The sequence below is a fragment of the Enterobacter sp. PGRG2 genome (assembly GCF_030291195.1).
Taxonomy (GTDB): Bacteria; Pseudomonadota; Gammaproteobacteria; order Enterobacterales; family Enterobacteriaceae; genus Enterobacter_D.
The window spans coordinates 2,632,384-2,649,586 of record NZ_CP127837.1 but is presented as its reverse complement, the minus strand read 5'-3'; the positions used below and the strand labels follow the sequence as shown (position 1 = coordinate 2,649,586).

Annotated in this window: 17 protein-coding genes; 11 read left to right on the top strand and 6 right to left on the bottom strand. The window is 56.0% G+C overall.

Features of this window, described 5'->3' with window-relative positions; translation table 11 throughout:
- Positions 1-76: 76 nt before the first annotated feature.
- Complete coding sequence (locus QRD42_RS11705; RefSeq protein WP_321987173.1) at positions 77-1,186, bottom strand: SLC13 family permease; 1,110 nt, start codon at positions 1,184-1,186, stop codon at positions 77-79.
- A complete protein-coding gene (gene mntR, locus QRD42_RS11700) occupies positions 1,183-1,656 on the bottom strand; it encodes a manganese-binding transcriptional regulator MntR (RefSeq protein ID WP_072567924.1) in 474 nt (157 codons plus the stop codon). Before mntR ends, QRD42_RS11705 begins: the two co-directional genes overlap by 4 nt.
- Before the next feature lie 189 nt (positions 1,657-1,845).
- On the opposite strand from mntR, the gene mntS reads away from it, so the two are divergent.
- Together mntS and QRD42_RS11690 are read left to right on the top strand one after the other, a co-directional pair.
- Positions 1,846-1,974, top strand: coding sequence for a manganase accumulation protein MntS (mntS, locus tag QRD42_RS11695; RefSeq protein WP_072567923.1), 129 nt, complete (start codon positions 1,846-1,848; stop codon positions 1,972-1,974).
- Between the two features lie 279 nt (positions 1,975-2,253).
- Positions 2,254-3,837, top strand: a complete 1,584-nt coding sequence (locus QRD42_RS11690; RefSeq protein WP_321987172.1) for a phosphoethanolamine transferase — start codon at positions 2,254-2,256, stop codon at positions 3,835-3,837.
- 81 nt (positions 3,838-3,918) lie between these two features.
- On the opposite strand, the gene ompX is transcribed toward QRD42_RS11690, so the two are convergent.
- Positions 3,919-4,425: an outer membrane protein OmpX gene (gene ompX / locus QRD42_RS11685; RefSeq protein WP_072567921.1), complete on the bottom strand. Its 507-nt coding sequence runs from the start codon at positions 4,423-4,425 to the stop codon at positions 3,919-3,921.
- 353 nt (positions 4,426-4,778) lie between these two features.
- Between ompX and rhtA the strand changes: the two genes are divergently transcribed.
- The 6 genes from rhtA (at position 4,779) to ybiO (ending at position 11,366) form a co-directional block, all read left to right on the top strand.
- Complete coding sequence (rhtA, locus tag QRD42_RS11680; RefSeq protein ID WP_321987171.1) at positions 4,779-5,666, top strand: threonine/homoserine exporter RhtA; 888 nt, start codon at positions 4,779-4,781, stop codon at positions 5,664-5,666.
- A 275-nt stretch (positions 5,667-5,941) separates the two neighbouring features.
- A complete protein-coding gene (gene dps, locus QRD42_RS11675) occupies positions 5,942-6,445 on the top strand; it encodes a DNA starvation/stationary phase protection protein Dps (RefSeq protein WP_072567919.1) in 504 nt (167 codons plus the stop codon).
- Positions 6,446-6,804: 359 nt separating this feature from the next.
- Positions 6,805-7,548: a glutamine ABC transporter substrate-binding protein GlnH gene (glnH, locus tag QRD42_RS11670; RefSeq protein WP_072567918.1), complete on the top strand. Its 744-nt coding sequence runs from the start codon at positions 6,805-6,807 to the stop codon at positions 7,546-7,548.
- Positions 7,549-7,629: 81 nt separating this feature from the next.
- Positions 7,630-8,289 carry a glutamine ABC transporter permease GlnP gene (gene glnP, locus QRD42_RS11665; RefSeq protein WP_072567917.1) on the top strand — a complete coding sequence of 220 codons (660 nt, stop codon included), beginning with the start codon at positions 7,630-7,632 and terminating at the stop codon, positions 8,287-8,289.
- Entirely contained in the window at positions 8,286-9,008 is a 723-nt protein-coding gene (glnQ, locus tag QRD42_RS11660) for a glutamine ABC transporter ATP-binding protein GlnQ (RefSeq protein WP_318376515.1), read from the top strand. The genes glnP and glnQ overlap by 4 nt, the downstream gene beginning before the upstream one ends.
- Positions 9,009-9,131: 123 nt before the next feature.
- Entirely contained in the window at positions 9,132-11,366 is a 2,235-nt protein-coding gene (gene ybiO, locus QRD42_RS11655; protein ID WP_318376516.1) for a mechanosensitive channel protein, read from the top strand.
- Here the strand turns inward: ybiO and rlmF are convergent.
- Positions 11,356-12,288 (bottom strand): 23S rRNA (adenine(1618)-N(6))-methyltransferase RlmF, encoded by a 933-nt coding sequence (rlmF, locus tag QRD42_RS11650; protein WP_321987170.1) that lies wholly within the window; start codon positions 12,286-12,288, stop codon positions 11,356-11,358. The two genes, ybiO and rlmF, sit on opposite strands and share 11 nt — an antisense overlap.
- A 100-nt stretch (positions 12,289-12,388) precedes the next feature.
- Between rlmF and QRD42_RS11645 the strand changes: the two genes are divergently transcribed.
- The 3 genes from QRD42_RS11645 (at position 12,389) to ybiJ (ending at position 13,883) form a co-directional block, all read left to right on the top strand.
- Entirely contained in the window at positions 12,389-13,003 is a 615-nt protein-coding gene (locus QRD42_RS11645; protein ID WP_321987169.1) for a flavin reductase family protein, read from the top strand.
- Positions 13,004-13,070: 67 nt separating this feature from the next.
- Positions 13,071-13,337: a DksA/TraR family C4-type zinc finger protein gene (locus QRD42_RS11640; protein WP_321987168.1), complete on the top strand. Its 267-nt coding sequence runs from the start codon at positions 13,071-13,073 to the stop codon at positions 13,335-13,337.
- Between the two features lie 285 nt (positions 13,338-13,622).
- Positions 13,623-13,883 (top strand): DUF1471 family protein YbiJ, encoded by a 261-nt coding sequence (gene ybiJ, locus QRD42_RS11635; protein WP_072567911.1) that lies wholly within the window; start codon positions 13,623-13,625, stop codon positions 13,881-13,883.
- Positions 13,884-14,016: 133 nt separating this feature from the next.
- Here the strand turns inward: ybiJ and ybiB are convergent, their stop codons facing one another.
- Complete coding sequence (gene ybiB / locus QRD42_RS11630) at positions 14,017-14,982, bottom strand: DNA-binding protein YbiB (protein WP_321987167.1); 966 nt, start codon at positions 14,980-14,982, stop codon at positions 14,017-14,019.
- A gap of 23 nt (positions 14,983-15,005) precedes the next feature.
- Positions 15,006-17,162 carry an ATP-dependent DNA helicase DinG gene (gene dinG / locus QRD42_RS11625; RefSeq protein WP_321987166.1) on the bottom strand — a complete coding sequence of 719 codons (2,157 nt, stop codon included), beginning with the start codon at positions 17,160-17,162 and terminating at the stop codon, positions 15,006-15,008.
- Positions 17,163-17,203 lie beyond the last annotated feature (41 nt).

Sequence of the window (17,203 nt, the reverse complement as noted above, 5' to 3'; positions counted from 1 at the left end):
ACGGCGCGGCAGGTGCGCCGTTAACTAAAGTTAGGAGGTTGCTATACATTTGCCAGGAAAAACTGACAATTGAGCACTAACTGAGAATAAAAAGACCGTAGCCGACCAGCGCCGCCCAGACGAGCAGCGGTAGCGACCAGAGGTGAAAACGCCACCAGATGCGGCGATCCTGCGCCATGCGCAGCGCGATGAGATTCGCCAGCGAGCCGGGCAGCAGCCCGAAACCGCCGACGTTAACCGCCCAGGCGAGCAGCTGATCCGGCGGTACATAGTTAAGCAGTAAAATGGTGGCCGGAACGTTGCTGATAAACTGCGACAGGCCAATGGCGGTGAGCCACAGGCCGGGCGCGGATAAGTTGCCGACGTCGTTCAGCGCCCCCTGCAATACCGGCAGCTGGATCAGCAGGTGCACGTCGATAAACATCGCCATAAACACCAGCAGCAGCGTCCAGTCGACGCTCAGCACCACGCGGCGTGCGAGGATCAGAAAACCGACAGCGATGGCCGCCAGCCCCCACAGCTCCTGTTTCAGCTCCAGTGAAATAAGAAACACGATATAGAGCGCCAGACAGCTCCACACCAGCCGCGGCTGCCAGTCGGCGCTCTGGCTGCCGCTATGGTAATTGAGGGCTTTTTTCGGGAAGGCAAACCAGCACAGCGCCAGTAATGTCAGCATCATCGCCAGCGCCAGCGGCGCCATCTGCGCGCAGAAGGCGGCAAACGACAGTCCGGAGCGCCCCCATAGCAGGATATTTTGCGGGTTACCGATGGGCGTAAGCAGCGAGCCGGCATTTACCGCCAGCGCTTCGAAGATGATCAGCCGGTTGACCGGGATCTCACAGAGTTTTTTCAGCGTGATGGTCAGCGGCACCACAATGAACAGCGCCACATCGTTGGTCAGAAAGGTCGACAGCAGCGCCGCCGCCAGCACCATAAAGATCGCCAGACGGCGTTCGGTGGCGAAGCGGCGCACCATGCGACGCCCCACCACATCGAAATAGCCCGACAGCTCGACGCCTTTGGTCAGCAGCATCAGCCCGCTGAGGGTAATAATGGTGTGCCAGTCGATGGCTTTACCCCAGCCCGCCGGGGCAAAGGGGACGAAAAAGCTGAGGAGCACGCCCACCAGCAGTAACAGATGAAAGAATCGGTCGCGGGCCAGCGCACGCACGAAGGGCAGCGTCATTCTGCGTTCTGGCCCTGTTGCAGGGTAAACAGACGGAAACGCTCAAGGGTTTCTTCACTGACGTGGTGTTCCATCCCTTCCGCATCGCGGCGGGCGGTATCCGGGCTGACGCCGAGCACCAGCAGAAAACTTTCCACAATCTGATGACGCTCACGGCTTTGCTGCGCCAGGGTCTCCCCTTCAGGCGTCAGGAACACGCCGCGCCAGGGGATCTGTTCGATCAGGCCGACGCTGGCCAGTCGTTTTAACATTTTGGCTACCGTCGGCTGCGAAACGCCCAGCCGCGCCGCCATGTCCACCTGACGCGCTTCGCCCACTTCGCGGATCAGATCGGAAATCAACTCAACATAATCATCGATTAACTCGCGGCGATGCGCCTCGCGAACCTGGCGAAATCCTTCGACATGTTCTTCAACATTAACCAGTTGCGTCACTTTTTTTATTGTTGGCGTACCTGCGCGACGACTCATAGTGCTTCCTCATTGACGTGACGCGAATACCGCATCCTCTAAGCGAGCGGCCATTGTAAACCATCGCCTGAGGAGTACAAAAAATTAACGCATTAGCCATAGCTATAAAATATAGCCTATGCTATATCTGTATGTAATGCAGTCACCCTTCACGGACGGAATGGTTTTTATCTGGACAGGAGGTAACTAATGAACGAATTCAGGAGATGTATGGCCGTGTTCAGTCACTCCCCTTTTAAAGTGCGTTTACTGCTGGTTAATCTGTTGTGCGATATGTTCCACAGCAAACCGCAGCCGGACGATAAACCTTCACGCTAATGCGGCGTCGCGGTACGCCGCTTCATTTTTCTGTCACATCCCCCCGTCATACTGATCGTTTCTATAGAAATTTCTTATTATTTGTTGGTTTTGTAACCATTATCGCAAAACATAGCCCTGACGCCTGTTGACCTTCATGGCGGCTCGCTCTATCTTCTCGCAGCCCTGCGCAAATGCGGCTTGCGGATGACGGCCCCCTCCTCATTCTTCACGCATTGTCCCGCAGGTTTTGACCCTCGACGCCAGGGTGAGCACATGGCGTTTTCGCGATAGTGTCATATGAATTTAATCATAAAAGAAACCCTCGCTGCACGCGGGCTGAACATCAGCCCGTGGACAGGTTTTTATTTTTTGCAGTCCTTACTTATTAACTACGCCCTTGGCTATCCTTTCAGCCTGCTGTATGCCGTCGCCTTTGCCCTGGTCTTACAGCTGCTATGGCGTCACGCCCCGCGGGTACAGAAAGTGCTGATCGGCCTTTGTACCCTGGTGGCGGCGTCCTACTATCCGTTCGGTCAGGCTTATGGCGCGCCCAACTTTAATACCCTGCTGGCGCTGCACTCCACCAATATGGAAGAGTCCACGGAAATATTGACGATTTTCCCGTGGCACAACTACGTGATAGGCCTGTTTATTTTTGGCCTGGGCGTGATCGCCGTGCGCCGCAAAGCGGCGGAACGTCCGGCCTGGGGTAAATGGGATCATCTGGGTGTCGCCTTCTGTCTCGCGGTGGTGTTCGTGCAGCCGGTAAGCAACCTCTACTACGGCTGGGGCTTCCATCTGAAAGACACCGGTTATCCGGTAGTGCGCTTCGTGAAAGATGTGGTGGTGAATAACCGCGAAGTGCGGGAAGAACAGACCCGCATGGCGGAATTGTCCGGCATGAAAGATACCTGGACGGTGCTGGGCGTGAAGCCGAAATATCACACCTATGTGGTGGTGATCGGCGAAAGCGTGCGTCGCGACGCGATGGGCGCCTTTGGCGGGTACTGGAATAACACGCCCTTCGCCAGCCAGGTTAACGGCACCTTCTTTATCGACTACGTGGCCGCCAGCGGCTCGACGCAAAAATCCCTCGGCCTGACGCTGAACCGCGTGGTGGACGATAAACCGCAATACCAGGATAACTTCGTCACCCTGGCGAACCGCGCCGGTTTCCAGACCTGGTGGTTCTCCAATCAGGGACAAATTGGCGAATACGATACCGCCATCGCCAGCATCGCGAAACGCGCCGATGAAGTGCAGTTCCTGAAAAACGGCGATTTCGAAGCGGATAAAAACGTCAAGGATGAGGCGCTGCTGAAAATGACGGCCCAGGTGTTGTCCACGCCGCGCAGCCAGCCGCAGCTGATCGTCCTGCACCTGATGGGTTCCCACCCGCAGGCCTGCGATCGCACCGAAGGTAAATATAAGGTGTTTGTGCAGTCGAAAGAGACCTCCTGCTACCTCTATTCCATCACCCAGACCGATGAATTGCTCGGCAAACTCTATGCGCAGTTGCAGGGCGCGGGGGACAGTTTCTCGATGGTCTATTTCTCGGATCATGGCCTTGCCATTAAAGAGCGCGGCAAAGACGTGCAGTATCTGGCCCATGGCGACACCTTCCAGCAGAACTTCCAGGTGCCCTTTATGGTGGTCTCCAGCGATGACAAGACCCATCGCGTGATCAAAGCCCGTCGCTCGGCCAATGATTTCCTGAACTTTTTCTCACAGTGGACCGGCATCAGCGCGAAAGAGATCACCAATAAATACCGTTTTATGTCCTCGCAAAAAAGCGGCACCACCTGGGTGACGAATTTCAAACTGCAGAAAGTGGATTACACCCATCTGGGCACGGATATTTTTGATACCAAAACGCGGTAAACCCTACGACCGTAGCCATTCGTTTCCATAAAGCAAAAAAAAATCCGCCCGAGGGCGGATTTTTTATCATCACAGAAGTGATTAGAAGCGGTAGCCAACGCCTGCGATCCAGGTGCCAACGTCAACGCTACGGATACGGCTCTGCTCGTAGGACACGTCCAGAGCAACGTTTTCCATCGGGTTGAACTGCATACCTGCACCGTAAGAGAAGCCATAATCGCTGGTGTCAGCGGTTTTGAAGCCATCTTCGCGCTGCTGGAATTTACCGTAACCAACACCCACTACGCCATAGATGCTGGCCCAGTCGTTGATACGGAAAGCAGGACCACCGGTCACGCCGTAGTACTGTGCTTTGTTATAAGCGCCGTCTTCGGTACGATCTTTTTCGGTGTAAGTGAAGGAACCGATGTAGCCCAGCGGAGTATCATTTTCGTAACGGTATTTCAGGTTGAAACCGTTTGTTTTGTTCGCTACGCCCTGCGCATCGCTCTGAGCGTAACCGCCAGAAACGGTGGATGCAGCTACTGCGGAACCTGCGGTAACGGCCAGAATCGCGGCCAGCGCTGAAAGACATGCAATTTTTTTCATAACCACCTCAAATGTGCTTCAAGTAAATCCTAAGTTTTAAATATATCAAAAATAGTCAGGAAACTCCTGGCGGTTTACGTTGTCTAAGGGCTCTTTTCCTGTAACAGAACGTTTCCAGCACTGACTATCTCTTTCAAAATGCAGCGGTTTTCCCACACAGGACGCTATTTTTACGCGAGAAACGCAACATATTCATCCAGATTAATCCTAATCAAACGGCGATTAATCCATCAACTATGGCCTATTGTACGGATTTGCGGAGACTTTTTTTCAACGAAGGTTCAACCGTGGGCAGGTATTTCCATTACACTGCCTTCTTTTACTTCGTTTGACATAAATTGACAGGAGAAAGGATGCCTGGATTGTCCCGTAAAACGCCGGTATGGATGCCCGTACTGGTGATCCTCATTGCCATGCTCTCTATACAGAGCGGGGCTTCGCTGGCGAAATCGCTCTTTCCGTTAATTGGCGCGCCCGGCGTCACTGCCCTGCGTCTGGCCCTCGGCACGCTGATCCTTGTGGTTATCTTCAAGCCGTGGCGCTTACGTTTTACTAAAGCGCAGCGCAAGCCGCTGCTGCTTTATGGATTATCCCTCGGGGCGATGAACTATCTCTTTTACTTATCTATCCAGACGGTGCCGCTGGGGATCGCGGTGGCGCTGGAGTTCACCGGCCCACTGGCGGTGGCGCTCTTTGCGTCCCGGCGCGCGGTGGATTTTATCTGGGTGGCGCTGGCGGTGCTCGGACTGTGGTTTCTGCTGCCCCTCGGCCAGGATGTCTCACATGTTGATCTGACCGGTGCGGCGCTGGCTCTTGGCGCGGGGGCCTGCTGGGCTGTCTATATATTAAGCGGCCAGCGTGCCGGGGAAGAACATGGTCCGGCAACGGTGGCCATTGGTTCGCTGATCGCCGCGCTGGTGTTTGTGCCGGTCGGTGTCTGGCAGGCGGGCGATGCTCTGTGGCACTGGTCGGTCTTACCGCTGGGGCTGGGCGTGGCGATCCTCTCCACGGCGCTGCCCTACTCGCTGGAGATGGTGGCGCTAACCCGTCTGCCGACCCGCACCTTCGGTACGCTGATGAGTATGGAACCCGGACTGGCGGCGCTGTCGGGCATGGTTTTCCTGGGGGAAAACCTGACGCTGACCCAGTGGCTGGCTCTGCTCGCTATCATTACGGCGTCCATGGGATCGACCCTGACGCTGCGCCGTGAAGCGAAAATTGAGAAAGTGGATATCAGTTAAATTATATTTCCGGGCGCCAGGCGAAGCGCCCGGAATAATCCCTGCGCTGTTTCGCTTTATTTTCAGTAATATTTATTCACACTCTTCTGTCCCGGTCAGAATTAAGAATCATTCCTAAAAAAATCATCAAGTCACTGAAATTTAATAGGATTTAATTTTTCCTATCGTTGTCGCTATTAAACCGATAGGCAGAGACGAAAAGCAAAGCCAGGATCCGCTGCTATACTTAGTTCCAGTAATTACCCGGGACATAAACATCAAGAGGATATGAGATTATGAGTACCGCTAAACTGGTAAAAACGAAAGCTTCCGATCTGCTTTATACCCGCAATGATGTCTCTGATAACGATAAGAAAGCGACTATCGAGTTGCTTAATCGTCAGGTGGCCCAGTTCATTGACCTGTCTCTGATCACCAAGCAGGCGCACTGGAACATGCGCGGCGCAAACTTTATCGCTGTTCACGAAATGCTGGATGGCTTCCGTACAGGCCTGGTGGATCACCTGGATACCATGGCAGAACGTGCTGTACAGCTGGGCGGTGTTGCACTGGGTACCACTCAGGTTATCAACAGCAAAACCCCGCTGAAAAGCTACCCGCTGGACATTCATTCCGTTCAGGAACACCTGAAAGAGCTGGCCGACCGCTACGCGGTAGTGGCAAACGATGTGCGTAAAGCCATCAGCGAAGCGCAGGATGAAGACACCGCTGACATTCTGACCGCCGCATCACGCGACCTGGATCAGTATCTGTGGTTCATTGAATCCAATATCGAATAAGTATTGTGATTTGCTATGACCCCTCGCCCCGGCGGGGGGTTTTGCACATTTATGGTGCATCCTTTCTTCCACTCCTGCCGTCAATCGTGAAAAAGATGTAATAATCACTTCACACAATCGTTAATAAAAGATTGTTTCCTGCCCATTTCCTGCGTTAAAAATAGACGTCTCCCGGTGCCCGGCGTAACTGCACTAAAATAGCGCCCCATCATGGTGCATTCCGTTGCCGTTGCGCTGCTTTTAGTGCACCCCGGCGATGACACGTCTTTACAAAACAACAGGTTGTAAACCTGGCACGATTTTTTCATACTGCACAGGTTCTCTCAGGGGATCGCCCCGTGGATATAAAAGGAAATGCTATGAAGTCTGTATTAAAAGTTTCCCTGGCTGCTCTGACCCTGGCATTTGCGGTTTCGTCTCACGCCGCCGATAAACTGGTTGTGGCAACAGATACTGCTTTCGTTCCGTTCGAATTCAAACAAGGCGATAAATACGTTGGTTTCGATGTGGATCTGTGGGCTGCCGTGGCGAAAGAGCTGAAGCTGGATTACCAGCTGAAACCTATGGATTTCAGCGGCATTATCCCGGCTCTGCAAACCAAAAACGTCGACGTGGCGCTGGCGGGTATCACTATTACTGAAGAACGTAAAAAAGCGATCGACTTCTCTGATGGCTACTACAAGAGCGGTCTGCTGGTGATGGTGAAAGCCGACAACAACGACGTGAAGAGCGTAAAAGATCTGGACGGTAAAGTCGTTGCCGTGAAAGGCGGTACCGGCTCTGTTGACTACGCAAAAGCGAACATCAAAACCAAAGATCTGCGTCAGTTCCCGAACATCGACAATGCCTATATGGAACTGGGCACCAACCGTGCCGACGCGGTGCTGCATGACACGCCGAACATTCTCTACTTCATCAAAACCGCCGGTAACGGTAAGTTCAAAGCGGTAGGCGATTCTCTGGAAGCGCAGCAGTACGGTATCGCGTTCCCGAAAGGCAGCGACGATCTGCGTAACAAAGTTAACGGCGCACTGAAAACCCTGAAAGAGAACGGCACCTACAACGAAATCTACAAAAAATGGTTCGGCACCGAGCCTAAATAATAATCATAAGTTTTAACAAGTTAGTTCAGGGGCGACCATTCGCCCCTGCTGTTTTTAAACCACGGTTTACAGGAATTCATCATGCAGTTTGACTGGAGTGCCATCTGGCCTGCCATTCCGCTTCTCTTAGAAGGCGCCAAAATGACGCTGTGGATCTCGGTCCTCGGTCTCGCTGGCGGCCTGCTTATCGGTCTTGCCGCCGGTTTCGCCCGCAGTTTCGGCGGCTGGCTGGCTAACCACATCGCGCTGGTCTTTATCGAAGTGATCCGCGGCACGCCTATCGTCGTGCAGGTGATGTTCATCTATTTTGCGCTGCCCATGGCGTTTAACGACCTGCGTATCGATCCGTTCAGCGCCGCCGTCGTGACCATTATGATCAACTCCGGCGCCTACATTGCCGAGATCACCCGCGGCGCCGTGCTGTCTATTCATAAAGGCTTCCGCGAAGCGGGTCTGGCGCTGGGGCTGTCGCGCCGCGAAACCATTCGCCACGTGATCCTGCCGCTGGCGCTGCGCCGTATGCTGCCGCCGCTGGGCAACCAGTGGATCATCAGCATTAAAGATACCTCCCTGTTTATTGTTATCGGCGTCGCCGAACTGACACGTCAGGGCCAGGAGATCATCGCCGGCAACTTCCGCGCGCTGGAAATCTGGAGCGCCGTTGCGGTCTTCTATCTGATCATCACCCTGGTGCTGAGCTTTATTCTGCGTCGTCTTGAAAGAAGGATGAAAATCCTGTGATTGAATTTAAAAATGTTTCCAAGCACTTTGGCCAGACCCAGGTGCTGCACAATATCGATTTGAATATCAAACAGGGTGAAGTGGTGGTGATTATCGGGCCGTCCGGCTCCGGTAAATCGACGCTCTTACGCTGCATTAACAAGCTGGAAGAGATCACCAGCGGCGATCTGATTGTTGACGGTCTGAAAGTGAACGATCCGAAGGTGGATGAGCGGCTGATCCGTCAGGAAGCCGGTATGGTGTTCCAGCAGTTTTATCTGTTCCCGCACCTGACCGCGCTGGAAAACGTGATGTTTGGCCCGCTGCGCGTGCGTGGCGCGAACAAAAAAGATGCCGAAGTGCAGGCCAAAGCGCTGCTGGCGAAAGTCGGCCTTGCTGAACGTGCGCATCACTACCCGTCGGAGCTGTCCGGTGGGCAGCAGCAACGTGTCGCTATCGCCCGCGCCCTGGCGGTGAAGCCGAAAATGATGCTGTTTGATGAGCCAACCTCAGCCCTGGATCCGGAGCTGCGCCATGAAGTGCTGAAGGTGATGCAGGATCTGGCGGAAGAAGGCATGACGATGGTGATCGTGACCCATGAAATCGGCTTTGCCGAAAAAGTGGCCTCACGCCTGATCTTCATTGATAAAGGCCGCATTGCCGAAGACGGCAATCCGCAGGCGCTGATTGAAAATCCGCCAAGCCCGCGTCTGCAGGAATTCTTACAGCACGTGTCGTAACTGCCCGGCCCTCTCTCCCGGAGAGGGCTGTTTTCCACCCCGCCTGGATTTCTCCCATTTCCCGTCGCCGCCCTGCCATCCTCTATACTTATCCTTTTGTTGTGCTTTTCTCAGGAGGAGTCCGTGAAGTGGATCTTGTTGCTGCTTAGCCTGTTCTTCATGCCGCTGCACGCGGCGACAATTCCTGGCGTCACGTCAGGCGCCACTGCCACCCCGGCCGAAACCACCCCCGCTGAGCCAGATGCCGAGCAAAAAAAAGCCGCCTATGGCGCGCTGGCGGATGTGCTGGAAAACAGCGCCTCGCGGGAGGAGTTGATCGGTCAGTTACGTAATGCGGCCGCCGCGCCAGCCACAGGGCAAGCGCCGACTATCACGCCGCCGGTAGTGGTCGAAGAAACTACCGTGCTGGAGAACGTCACCGCCGTCACCCGCCATTACGGCGATGAACTGGCCTCCCGCTTCGCGCAGCTGTATCGCAACATTACCGGTTCGCCGCATAAAGCGTTTAATCCGCAGACCTTTTACAACGCCGCCTCGCATTTTCTGATGCTGGCGGTGAGCGTGTTCGTCTTCTTCTGGGTGGTGCGCTTTAGCGTCTCGCCGCTGTACCGCAAAATGGGCACCTGGGCGCGGCGTAAAAACCGCGAGCACGCCAACTGGTTACAGTTACCGGCAATGATCATAGGCGCATTTATTATCGACATCATGCTGCTGGCCCTGACGCTGTTTGTCGGCCAGCTGTTGAGCGATAACCTCAACGGCGGTAACCGCACTATCGCCTTCCAGCAGGGGCTGTTCCTGAACGCTTTTGCGCTGATTGAGTTTTTTAAAGCCATACTGCGGCTGATTTTCTGCCCGCGCTTTCCCGATCTGCGCCCGTTCCCGGTAAAGGATGAGGCGGCAAAATACTGGCATCTGCGCCTGAGCGCCTTAAGCAGCCTGATCGGCTATGGCCTGCTGGTGGCGGTGCCCATTATTTCCAATCAGGTGAATGTGCAGGTGGGCGCGGTGGCGAACGTCATTATCATGCTCTGCATCACCAGCTGGGCGCTGTATTTGATCTTTCATAACAGGATCACCGTCCAGCAAAATCTTATCCATCTGGCGGAGCGCTCGCTGTCGTTTTTCAGCCTTTTTATCCGCGCCTTTGCGCTGGTGTGGCACTGGCTGGCCAGCGCTTACTTCGTGGTGCTGTTCTTCTTCTCGCTGTTCGATCCCGGCAACAGCCTGAAGTTTATGATGAGCGCGTCGTTGCACAGTCTGGCTATCATCAGCGTCGCCGCCTTTGCTTCGGGAATTTTGTCGCGCTGGCTCACCAAGACCATCACCCTGTCGCCCCATGTGCAACGTAACTATCCGGAGCTGCAAAAGCGCGTTAATGGCTGGATCTCCGCCTCGCTGAAAGTGGCGCGTATTCTGGTGGTCTGCGTGGCGATCATGCTGCTGCTCAATGCCTGGGGTCTGTTTGATTTCTGGAACTGGCTGCATAACGGCGCAGGCGAGAAAACCGTGGATATTCTGATCCGCATCGCGCTGATCCTGTTCTTCTCCGCCGTCGGCTGGACGGTGCTGGCCAGTCTTATCGAAAACCGCCTGTCTTCCGATATTCACGGCCGCCCGCTGCCGAGCGCCCGTACCCGTACCCTGCTGACGCTGTTCCGTAATGCGCTGGCGGTGGTGATCAGCACCATCACGGTGATGATTGTGCTGTCGGAGATTGGCGTGAACATCGCGCCGCTGCTGGCGGGTGCCGGGGCGCTGGGTCTGGCGATCTCTTTTGGTTCGCAGACGCTGGTGAAAGATATTATTACCGGGGTGTTTATTCAGTTTGAAAACGGGATGAACACCGGCGATCTGGTGACCATCGGGCCACTAACCGGCACGGTGGAGCGCATGTCGATCCGTTCGGTGGGGGTGCGCCAGGATACCGGCGCGTACCACATCATCCCCTGGTCATCTATCACCACCTTCGCCAACTTTGTGCGCGGTATTGGCTCGATTGTGGCTAACTACGATGTCGATCGCCATGAAGATGCGGATAAAGCGAATCAGGCGCTCAAGGATGCGGTGGGGGAACTGATGGCGCGGGAGGATATTCGCGGGCTGATCATCGGCGAACCGACTTTTGTCGGCATCGTCGGCCTGACCAACACCGCCTTTACCCTGCGCGTGACCTTCACCACGCAGCCGCTCAAGCAGTGGACGGTGCGCTTTGCGCTCGACAGCATGGTGAAGAAATACTTCGATCTGGCAGGGGTACGCCCGCCGGTGCAGACTTATCAGGTGCTGGCGCAGCCTGCCACGCCGCCATCTGCCGCGCCGCAGGAACTGCCGCCGCCCGCTGCCCCTACGCTTTAAAGCGGGTATTTGCCCAGCGGCGACGCTGGGCGTCATCCATAAAGGTCCAGGCGATAAAGCGACTCTGCTTTTGCCCCTGGGCCATCTCTTTTTTCACCACTTTCACCGCCCCGGCTTCGGTCAGCGCGCGGTACAGCGGCGGCAGGTTTTCCCCGCGTGACACCAGCGAGCTGAACCACAGCACCTGACGACCAAAGGCCTGGCTTTCGGCGATCATCTGCGTGATAAAGGCCACTTCCCCGCCTTCGCACCACAGCTCCTGCTGCTGACCGCCAAAGTTCAGCGCCTCGCTGCTCTGACCAAGGTTACGGCGCTTGCGCTCGTTGCCGGCGCGGGCGGCGGCAGCCGAGTCGTGGAACGGCGGGTTACAGAGCGTGGCGTCGTACTGTTCGTTTTTGTGGATGATCCCGTTAAGAACAGACGCAGGATCTTTCTGACGACGCAGACGCACGGCGCGGGTCAGGCCAGGATTGCCGTTAATAATCGCTTGGGCGCTGGCAAAAGCCTCGTTGTTGACTTCCGTGCCGGTAAAGCGCCAGCCGTATTCGTGATGGCCGATCAGCGGGTAGATGCAGTTCGCGCCCACGCCCACGTCCAGCACGCTCGCCTGACGCGGCACAGCGCCGTCGGCGCTTTCCGCCAGCAGATCCGCCAGATGATGAATATAATCCGCGCGGCCCGGCACCGGCGGACAGAGAAACCCTTGCGGAATATCCCAGTGGGCGACGCCATAGAAATGCGCCAGCAGCGCTTTATTCAGGGCTTTCACGGCGAGGGGATCGGCAAAGTTCACCGTCGCCTCACCCGTTGGCGTGGCAATAATATAGCCACGCAGCTCCGGACAGTCGTGACAAAGGGCGTCAAGATCGTAGCGGCTGTGATGGCGGTTTCGCGGGTGTAATCCCGGCTTCTGGGCAGTCATGGCATTCTCCTTTCAACAGCGGCGTAAGATACCCGTTGACGGCGGCGCGGTAAATAAGTGACGCTCGCTATTCTGATTTAATCGTAAAAACAGGTGAACTATGTATTTTTATCAGCCAGCGCTGGGGCACGGTCTGCCCCACGATCCGCTGAATGCCATTATCGGCCCGCGTCCCATTGGCTGGATCGCGTCGCAGGATAGTCAGGGACAGCGTAACCTCGCGCCCTACAGCTTTTTTAACTGCTTTAACTATCGCCCGCCGATCATTGGCTTCTCCAGCACCGGCTGGAAAGACAGCGTACGAAACATCACTGAAACCAAAGAGTTCGTCTGGAACCTGACCACTTATGATCTGGCAGTGCGAATGAATGAAAGCTCTGCGTCCCTGCCCCACGACGAGGACGAATTTGTGCGTGCCGGTCTGACGCCGGTGGCAAGCCAGGTGGTGAGCGTGCCGCGCGTCGCCGAAAGCCCGGTCAATTTCGAATGCCGCCTGTCCCAGTGTATTCAGCTGACCGCCGCCGACGGTACGCCGATTGACAGCTGGCTGGTGCTGGGCGAAGTGGTCGGCATTCATATTGATGAATCCCTGCTGGAAAACGGTATTTATCAGACGGCTAAAGCCCGTCCGGTACTGCGTGCGGGCGGCCCGTCTGCCTACTACACCATTGACGAATCCCAGCGCTTCGACCTGGTTCGCCCCGACGCGCGCTAAGCCTGTCGTCCTGGCTTGTCTGTACATGGTCTAAACTTAAGGTATGTACAGAGAGAAGGAGAAGGCGATGGCATCCGGTTGGGCAAATGATGGCGCAGTGCAGGATCAAATCGACAGCACTGTTGAAGACGCCGTGGCACGTGCACGGCGCGATCTGCCGAAGGGCGAAAGCCTGAAGGAGTGCGAAGAGTGCGGCGAACCTATTCCGGACGCGCGTCGTAAGGCGATCCCCGGTGTGCGTCTGTGCGTAAACTGCCAGCAGAAGAAAGATTTAAAAAATCAGGCTAACTCAGGATATAATCGCAGAGGTTCCAAGGAAAGCCAGTTACGTTGACCTTTCCTGACGTAATATGACAGCGCAAGCGGTTGCGGGTAAGACCACAAAAAAACGCTCAGAAAGTAGCAAATCGTGCCGCTAACGCCGCTGTCGCGTCGTCCTGCCCGGCTTTATACCCATTCATCTGAAAAATATATTACTAATCAATTAATTAACGATCGTTCAATTTTTTAGAACAAGGTCGTCAATTCTCTTAGATTTTATCTTTCGCAAAATACTGTGATACTTATCACATCGACGGAACATCGTCCCCTTAACAGAATTATCTGCGAGAGTTTACCAATGAAAACCATTAAATATGCTGTTGCCGCCATCGCCCTTTCCACCCTGTCATTCGGCGCGTTTGCCGCCCAGGCAGTGACTGCTGAACAGGCGCAGAATATGAGCAAAATCGGCGTTGTGGCAGCCGACGGCGCGACCACGCTGGACGGTCTGGAAGCACAGCTGGCGCAGAAAGCGGCTGAAGCTGGCGCGACCGGTTACAGCATCACTTCCGCTAACACCAGTAACAAAATGAGCGGCACCGCGGTTATCTACAAATAATCGACTGAATGCTTTACACCTGCGGGCTACCCGCCCGCCGGTGCGTTTTACCCTCATCATATGTTGTATTTTGCAATACCAGAGTGTTATTACCCTTGTTGCCCGTCCGGCCCTGGACGGGCTTTTTTTTGCCTTAAAAACGGGCGTTGACCTGCGCCAGCCCCGCCTCAAGGGAATCGGCCTGACCTGCGGCATACAGGCAGCAGGCCATTTGCGTTTTCAGTGATTGCGGTACCGCTTCGCTGCCCACTATGCAGCGTTCGATCCAGCGCGCGGTGGTGTGTGGATCTTTGGCGTCTGGCAGCGAGACGTCAGTTTGCTCTTCGGCCTGGCGCTCAAGGATGACGCGCGCGCCCTGGCTGTCTATTAATGTCATCTGCGGGCAGCGCTGCGGGTTGGCATACACTTCCCCTTCGGTGCCGTGCATCAGCAGGCCGCGTCCGCCAATATCACTGAAGAATTTCGCCACGCGTGGCACATACTCCGGATGGGAAACGCTGGAGAGGCGCAGGGCGGCGTCTTCGGCGAACGGCGTCGCCAGCTTCGCCAGCGTGTGGGCGCTGTTACGCACCCCCATGCGCCAGCGCATCGCCAGCTGGTTTTCCAGCGGCGGACAGAGGGCGCTGACGGGAATATAAACTGGCTGATGACCGTCCAGCTTCGCCTGCGCCTGACCCGCCAGATGCGTGGCCTCAATACCGAGCAACGCGAAAATCGTTTCCGTCACCACACGGGTGGGATCTTCGCTGACGCCGTGCACCACCACCGGAAAACCGAGTTTATGCAGCAGGATCGCCAGCAGCGGCGTCAGGTTGGCCTGTTTACGCGCGCCGTTATAACTCGGGATAACAATCGGCATCGGCTTTGCCACCGGCGGCGTCAGGCTCATAGTCTGCTGCTGCATGGCGTCATAGAAGCCGAGCATTTCCGCTTCGCCCTCGCCTTTGATGCGCAGCGCGATCAGAATGCCGCCCATTTCCAGCTCCGGCACCTCGCCGTTCAGCATGTGCGTGTACAGCGCGCGTGCGGTATCAAAATCCAGATCGCGGGCGTGATTTTTGCCGCGCCCGACCTCTTTGATGATCTTGCGATAGTCCATGAAATCTCCTTCCCGTGCCCGGATTAGCGTCGTCGGCGACGGCTCTGTTTTGCGTCTGCTTTTGGTTTACTTTTCACTATAACGTCCGGGACGGCCGGTTGTGAAATAGGAAATACCGGTAGCGCGTTAAGCAGACGCTTGCCATAGCTTTTGGTGAGCAGACGTTTATCGTAGATCACCACTTCGCCGTGACAGCTATGGCTTCTGATCAGTCGCCCCACCTGCTGGATCAGGTTAAAGGAAGCGCTCGGCAGACTCTGCACTTCAAAAGGGTAGCGGTTGAGGCTTTTCAGCCATTCGCCTTCGGTGATCACCACCGGGCTGTCGATAGGCGGGAAGGCGATTTTATGGATATGCACCTGCGTCAGGTAATCGCCTTTCAGATCCAGCCCTTCGGCAAAGGATTGCAGGCCGACCAGCACGCTGCGCTCGCCGCCGTCGATGCGTTTACGGTGCAGTTCCACCAGCCGGTAGCGTGGCTGATCCCCCTGCACCAGTAGCAACAGCCGCAGGTCAGTGACAAAGGTCAGAAACAGCTGCATGGCGCGTCCGCTGGCAAACAGCACCAGCATGCCTTTATGGACTTTGCTCTCCAGCTGTTCCCGAAAATAGGTCGCCATCTCCGCGATGTGCCGCTCTTCATGCTCCATCAGCGGTTCGTACTTCATCTGCGGGATGACGATTTTTCCCTGCTCGACATGATTAAAGGGCGAATCCAGCGCCACAAAACGGTCCCCCGCTTTCTCTTTCAGGCCGCTCATCTCCTGAAGCCGGGTGAAGCTGTTCAGCGAGCGCAGCGTGGCGGAGGTGACGATAATGTGCGGCACGCTGCGCCACAGCAGCTTTTCCAGCTGATCGCTGACGCGAATGCCGACGCAGTGGAAGAACAGATGCAGCTGGCCGTCGCGCAGCTCGCGCGTCGCCCATTTCGATACCGGCGCGCCGGACGCCTGCGCCATAGACGCCAGCCGCCACAGCTTGCTCTGGCCTTCAAACATGCCGAGGGCGCGGTTCATTTGCAGGATCACCCGGTGCAGACGCACGATGTCGTGCTGGCCGGTCTTCTCGCTCAGATCGCTTAAGAAGAGATCCGCTAACCCGCGCAGCATGTCGGTGAGCTTTGCCAGCCGCTGGCAGATCTCCATGATTTCATCCGGCAGCTCGCCCATCGCAAAACGATGCTCAGCCGCCTGGCCTGCAGGCATGTACAGATTCAGAATATTGTTCAGCGAGGCGATCAGTTCATACAGCTCCTCGCAGTGGGCATTCAGCCGCTCCGGCGTCGCCAGCGGCGGCGTGGTTTTCGGGCGGAACTGCTCCATGCAGGTGGACACCAGTTTGGTGAACAGATCCAGCTGCAGGCGGTACCAGGGCGCGCTGATCTCCGCGCTCATCTCCAGCGCATCCCGCGCCACATCCGGCAGATGATGGCCTTCATCCAGTACCAGCAGCAGGTTTTTCGGCTCCGGCAATACCGCTTCGGACTCCATCGCCGCCATCACCAGCGCGTGGTTTGCCACCACCACTTCCGCTTCCTGCACTTCCCGGCGGGCGACAAAGAACGGGCATTCCTTGTAGTAGTGGCAGTTACGGTTCAGACAGCTGGCTTTATCGGTTGAGAGCCGCGCCCAGAGCGCGTCTTCAATGTTCTGATCGGTGTGATCGCGCAGGCCGTCCCATTTGTAGCTGTCGAGATCGGCTTTAAGCTTTGCACAGCGCTGCTGCTCTTCTTTGCTGCCCGGCGTCAGCTCGTCGTCCATAAAGGCCAGCAGATCCTGTTGCATGGCGTCGCTGCTGGCAAGGGCCGCAAGATTACGCGGACAGACATAGCGCCCGCGCCCGAAGGCGGCAGTAAAGCGCAGATCGGGGATGATTTTCTTCAGCAACGGCAGGTCTTTACTGAAGATCTGATCCTGCAACGCCACGTTAGCGGTGCTGACCACCAGCGTTTTTTGCTCCTCGCGGGCGATAGCGATGCCGGGGATCAAATAGGAGAGGGTTTTACCGACGCCGGTGGGCGCTTCGATCGCCAGATGCCGCCCCTCTTCACCGGCGAGGGTTTTCGCCACATCGGCAATCATCTGCCGTTGCGGTGCGCGGGGAATAAAATCCGGGATCTGTTGTTGTAGCGCCTTGTACCAGGCGGCAATCTGCGTTTTTAGCGCGGCGGATAAGGCCATCGGGAAACCTGAAATACTGTATAAACAGCCACTATTGTGGC

Coding starts and splice junctions, on each gene's coding strand:
- glnH (WP_072567918.1), top strand. CDS start 6,805: ATGAAGTCTGTATTAAAAGTTTCCCTGGCTGCTCTGACCCTGGCATTT.
- dinG (WP_321987166.1), bottom strand. CDS start 17,162: ATGGCCTTATCCGCCGCGCTAAAAACGCAGATTGCCGCCTGGTACAAG.
- ompX (WP_072567921.1), bottom strand. CDS start 4,425: ATGAAAAAAATTGCATGTCTTTCAGCGCTGGCCGCGATTCTGGCCGTT.
- rhtA (WP_321987171.1), top strand. CDS start 4,779: ATGCCTGGATTGTCCCGTAAAACGCCGGTATGGATGCCCGTACTGGTG.
- QRD42_RS11705 (WP_321987173.1), bottom strand. CDS start 1,186: ATGACGCTGCCCTTCGTGCGTGCGCTGGCCCGCGACCGATTCTTTCAT.
- QRD42_RS11640 (WP_321987168.1), top strand. CDS start 13,071: ATGGCATCCGGTTGGGCAAATGATGGCGCAGTGCAGGATCAAATCGAC.
- glnP (WP_072567917.1), top strand. CDS start 7,630: ATGCAGTTTGACTGGAGTGCCATCTGGCCTGCCATTCCGCTTCTCTTA.
- dps (WP_072567919.1), top strand. CDS start 5,942: ATGAGTACCGCTAAACTGGTAAAAACGAAAGCTTCCGATCTGCTTTAT.
- ybiB (WP_321987167.1), bottom strand. CDS start 14,982: ATGGACTATCGCAAGATCATCAAAGAGGTCGGGCGCGGCAAAAATCAC.
- QRD42_RS11690 (WP_321987172.1), top strand. CDS start 2,254: ATGAATTTAATCATAAAAGAAACCCTCGCTGCACGCGGGCTGAACATC.
- mntS (WP_072567923.1), top strand. CDS start 1,846: ATGAACGAATTCAGGAGATGTATGGCCGTGTTCAGTCACTCCCCTTTT.
- ybiJ (WP_072567911.1), top strand. CDS start 13,623: ATGAAAACCATTAAATATGCTGTTGCCGCCATCGCCCTTTCCACCCTG.
- mntR (WP_072567924.1), bottom strand. CDS start 1,656: ATGAGTCGTCGCGCAGGTACGCCAACAATAAAAAAAGTGACGCAACTG.
- rlmF (WP_321987170.1), bottom strand. CDS start 12,288: ATGACTGCCCAGAAGCCGGGATTACACCCGCGAAACCGCCATCACAGC.
- QRD42_RS11645 (WP_321987169.1), top strand. CDS start 12,389: ATGTATTTTTATCAGCCAGCGCTGGGGCACGGTCTGCCCCACGATCCG.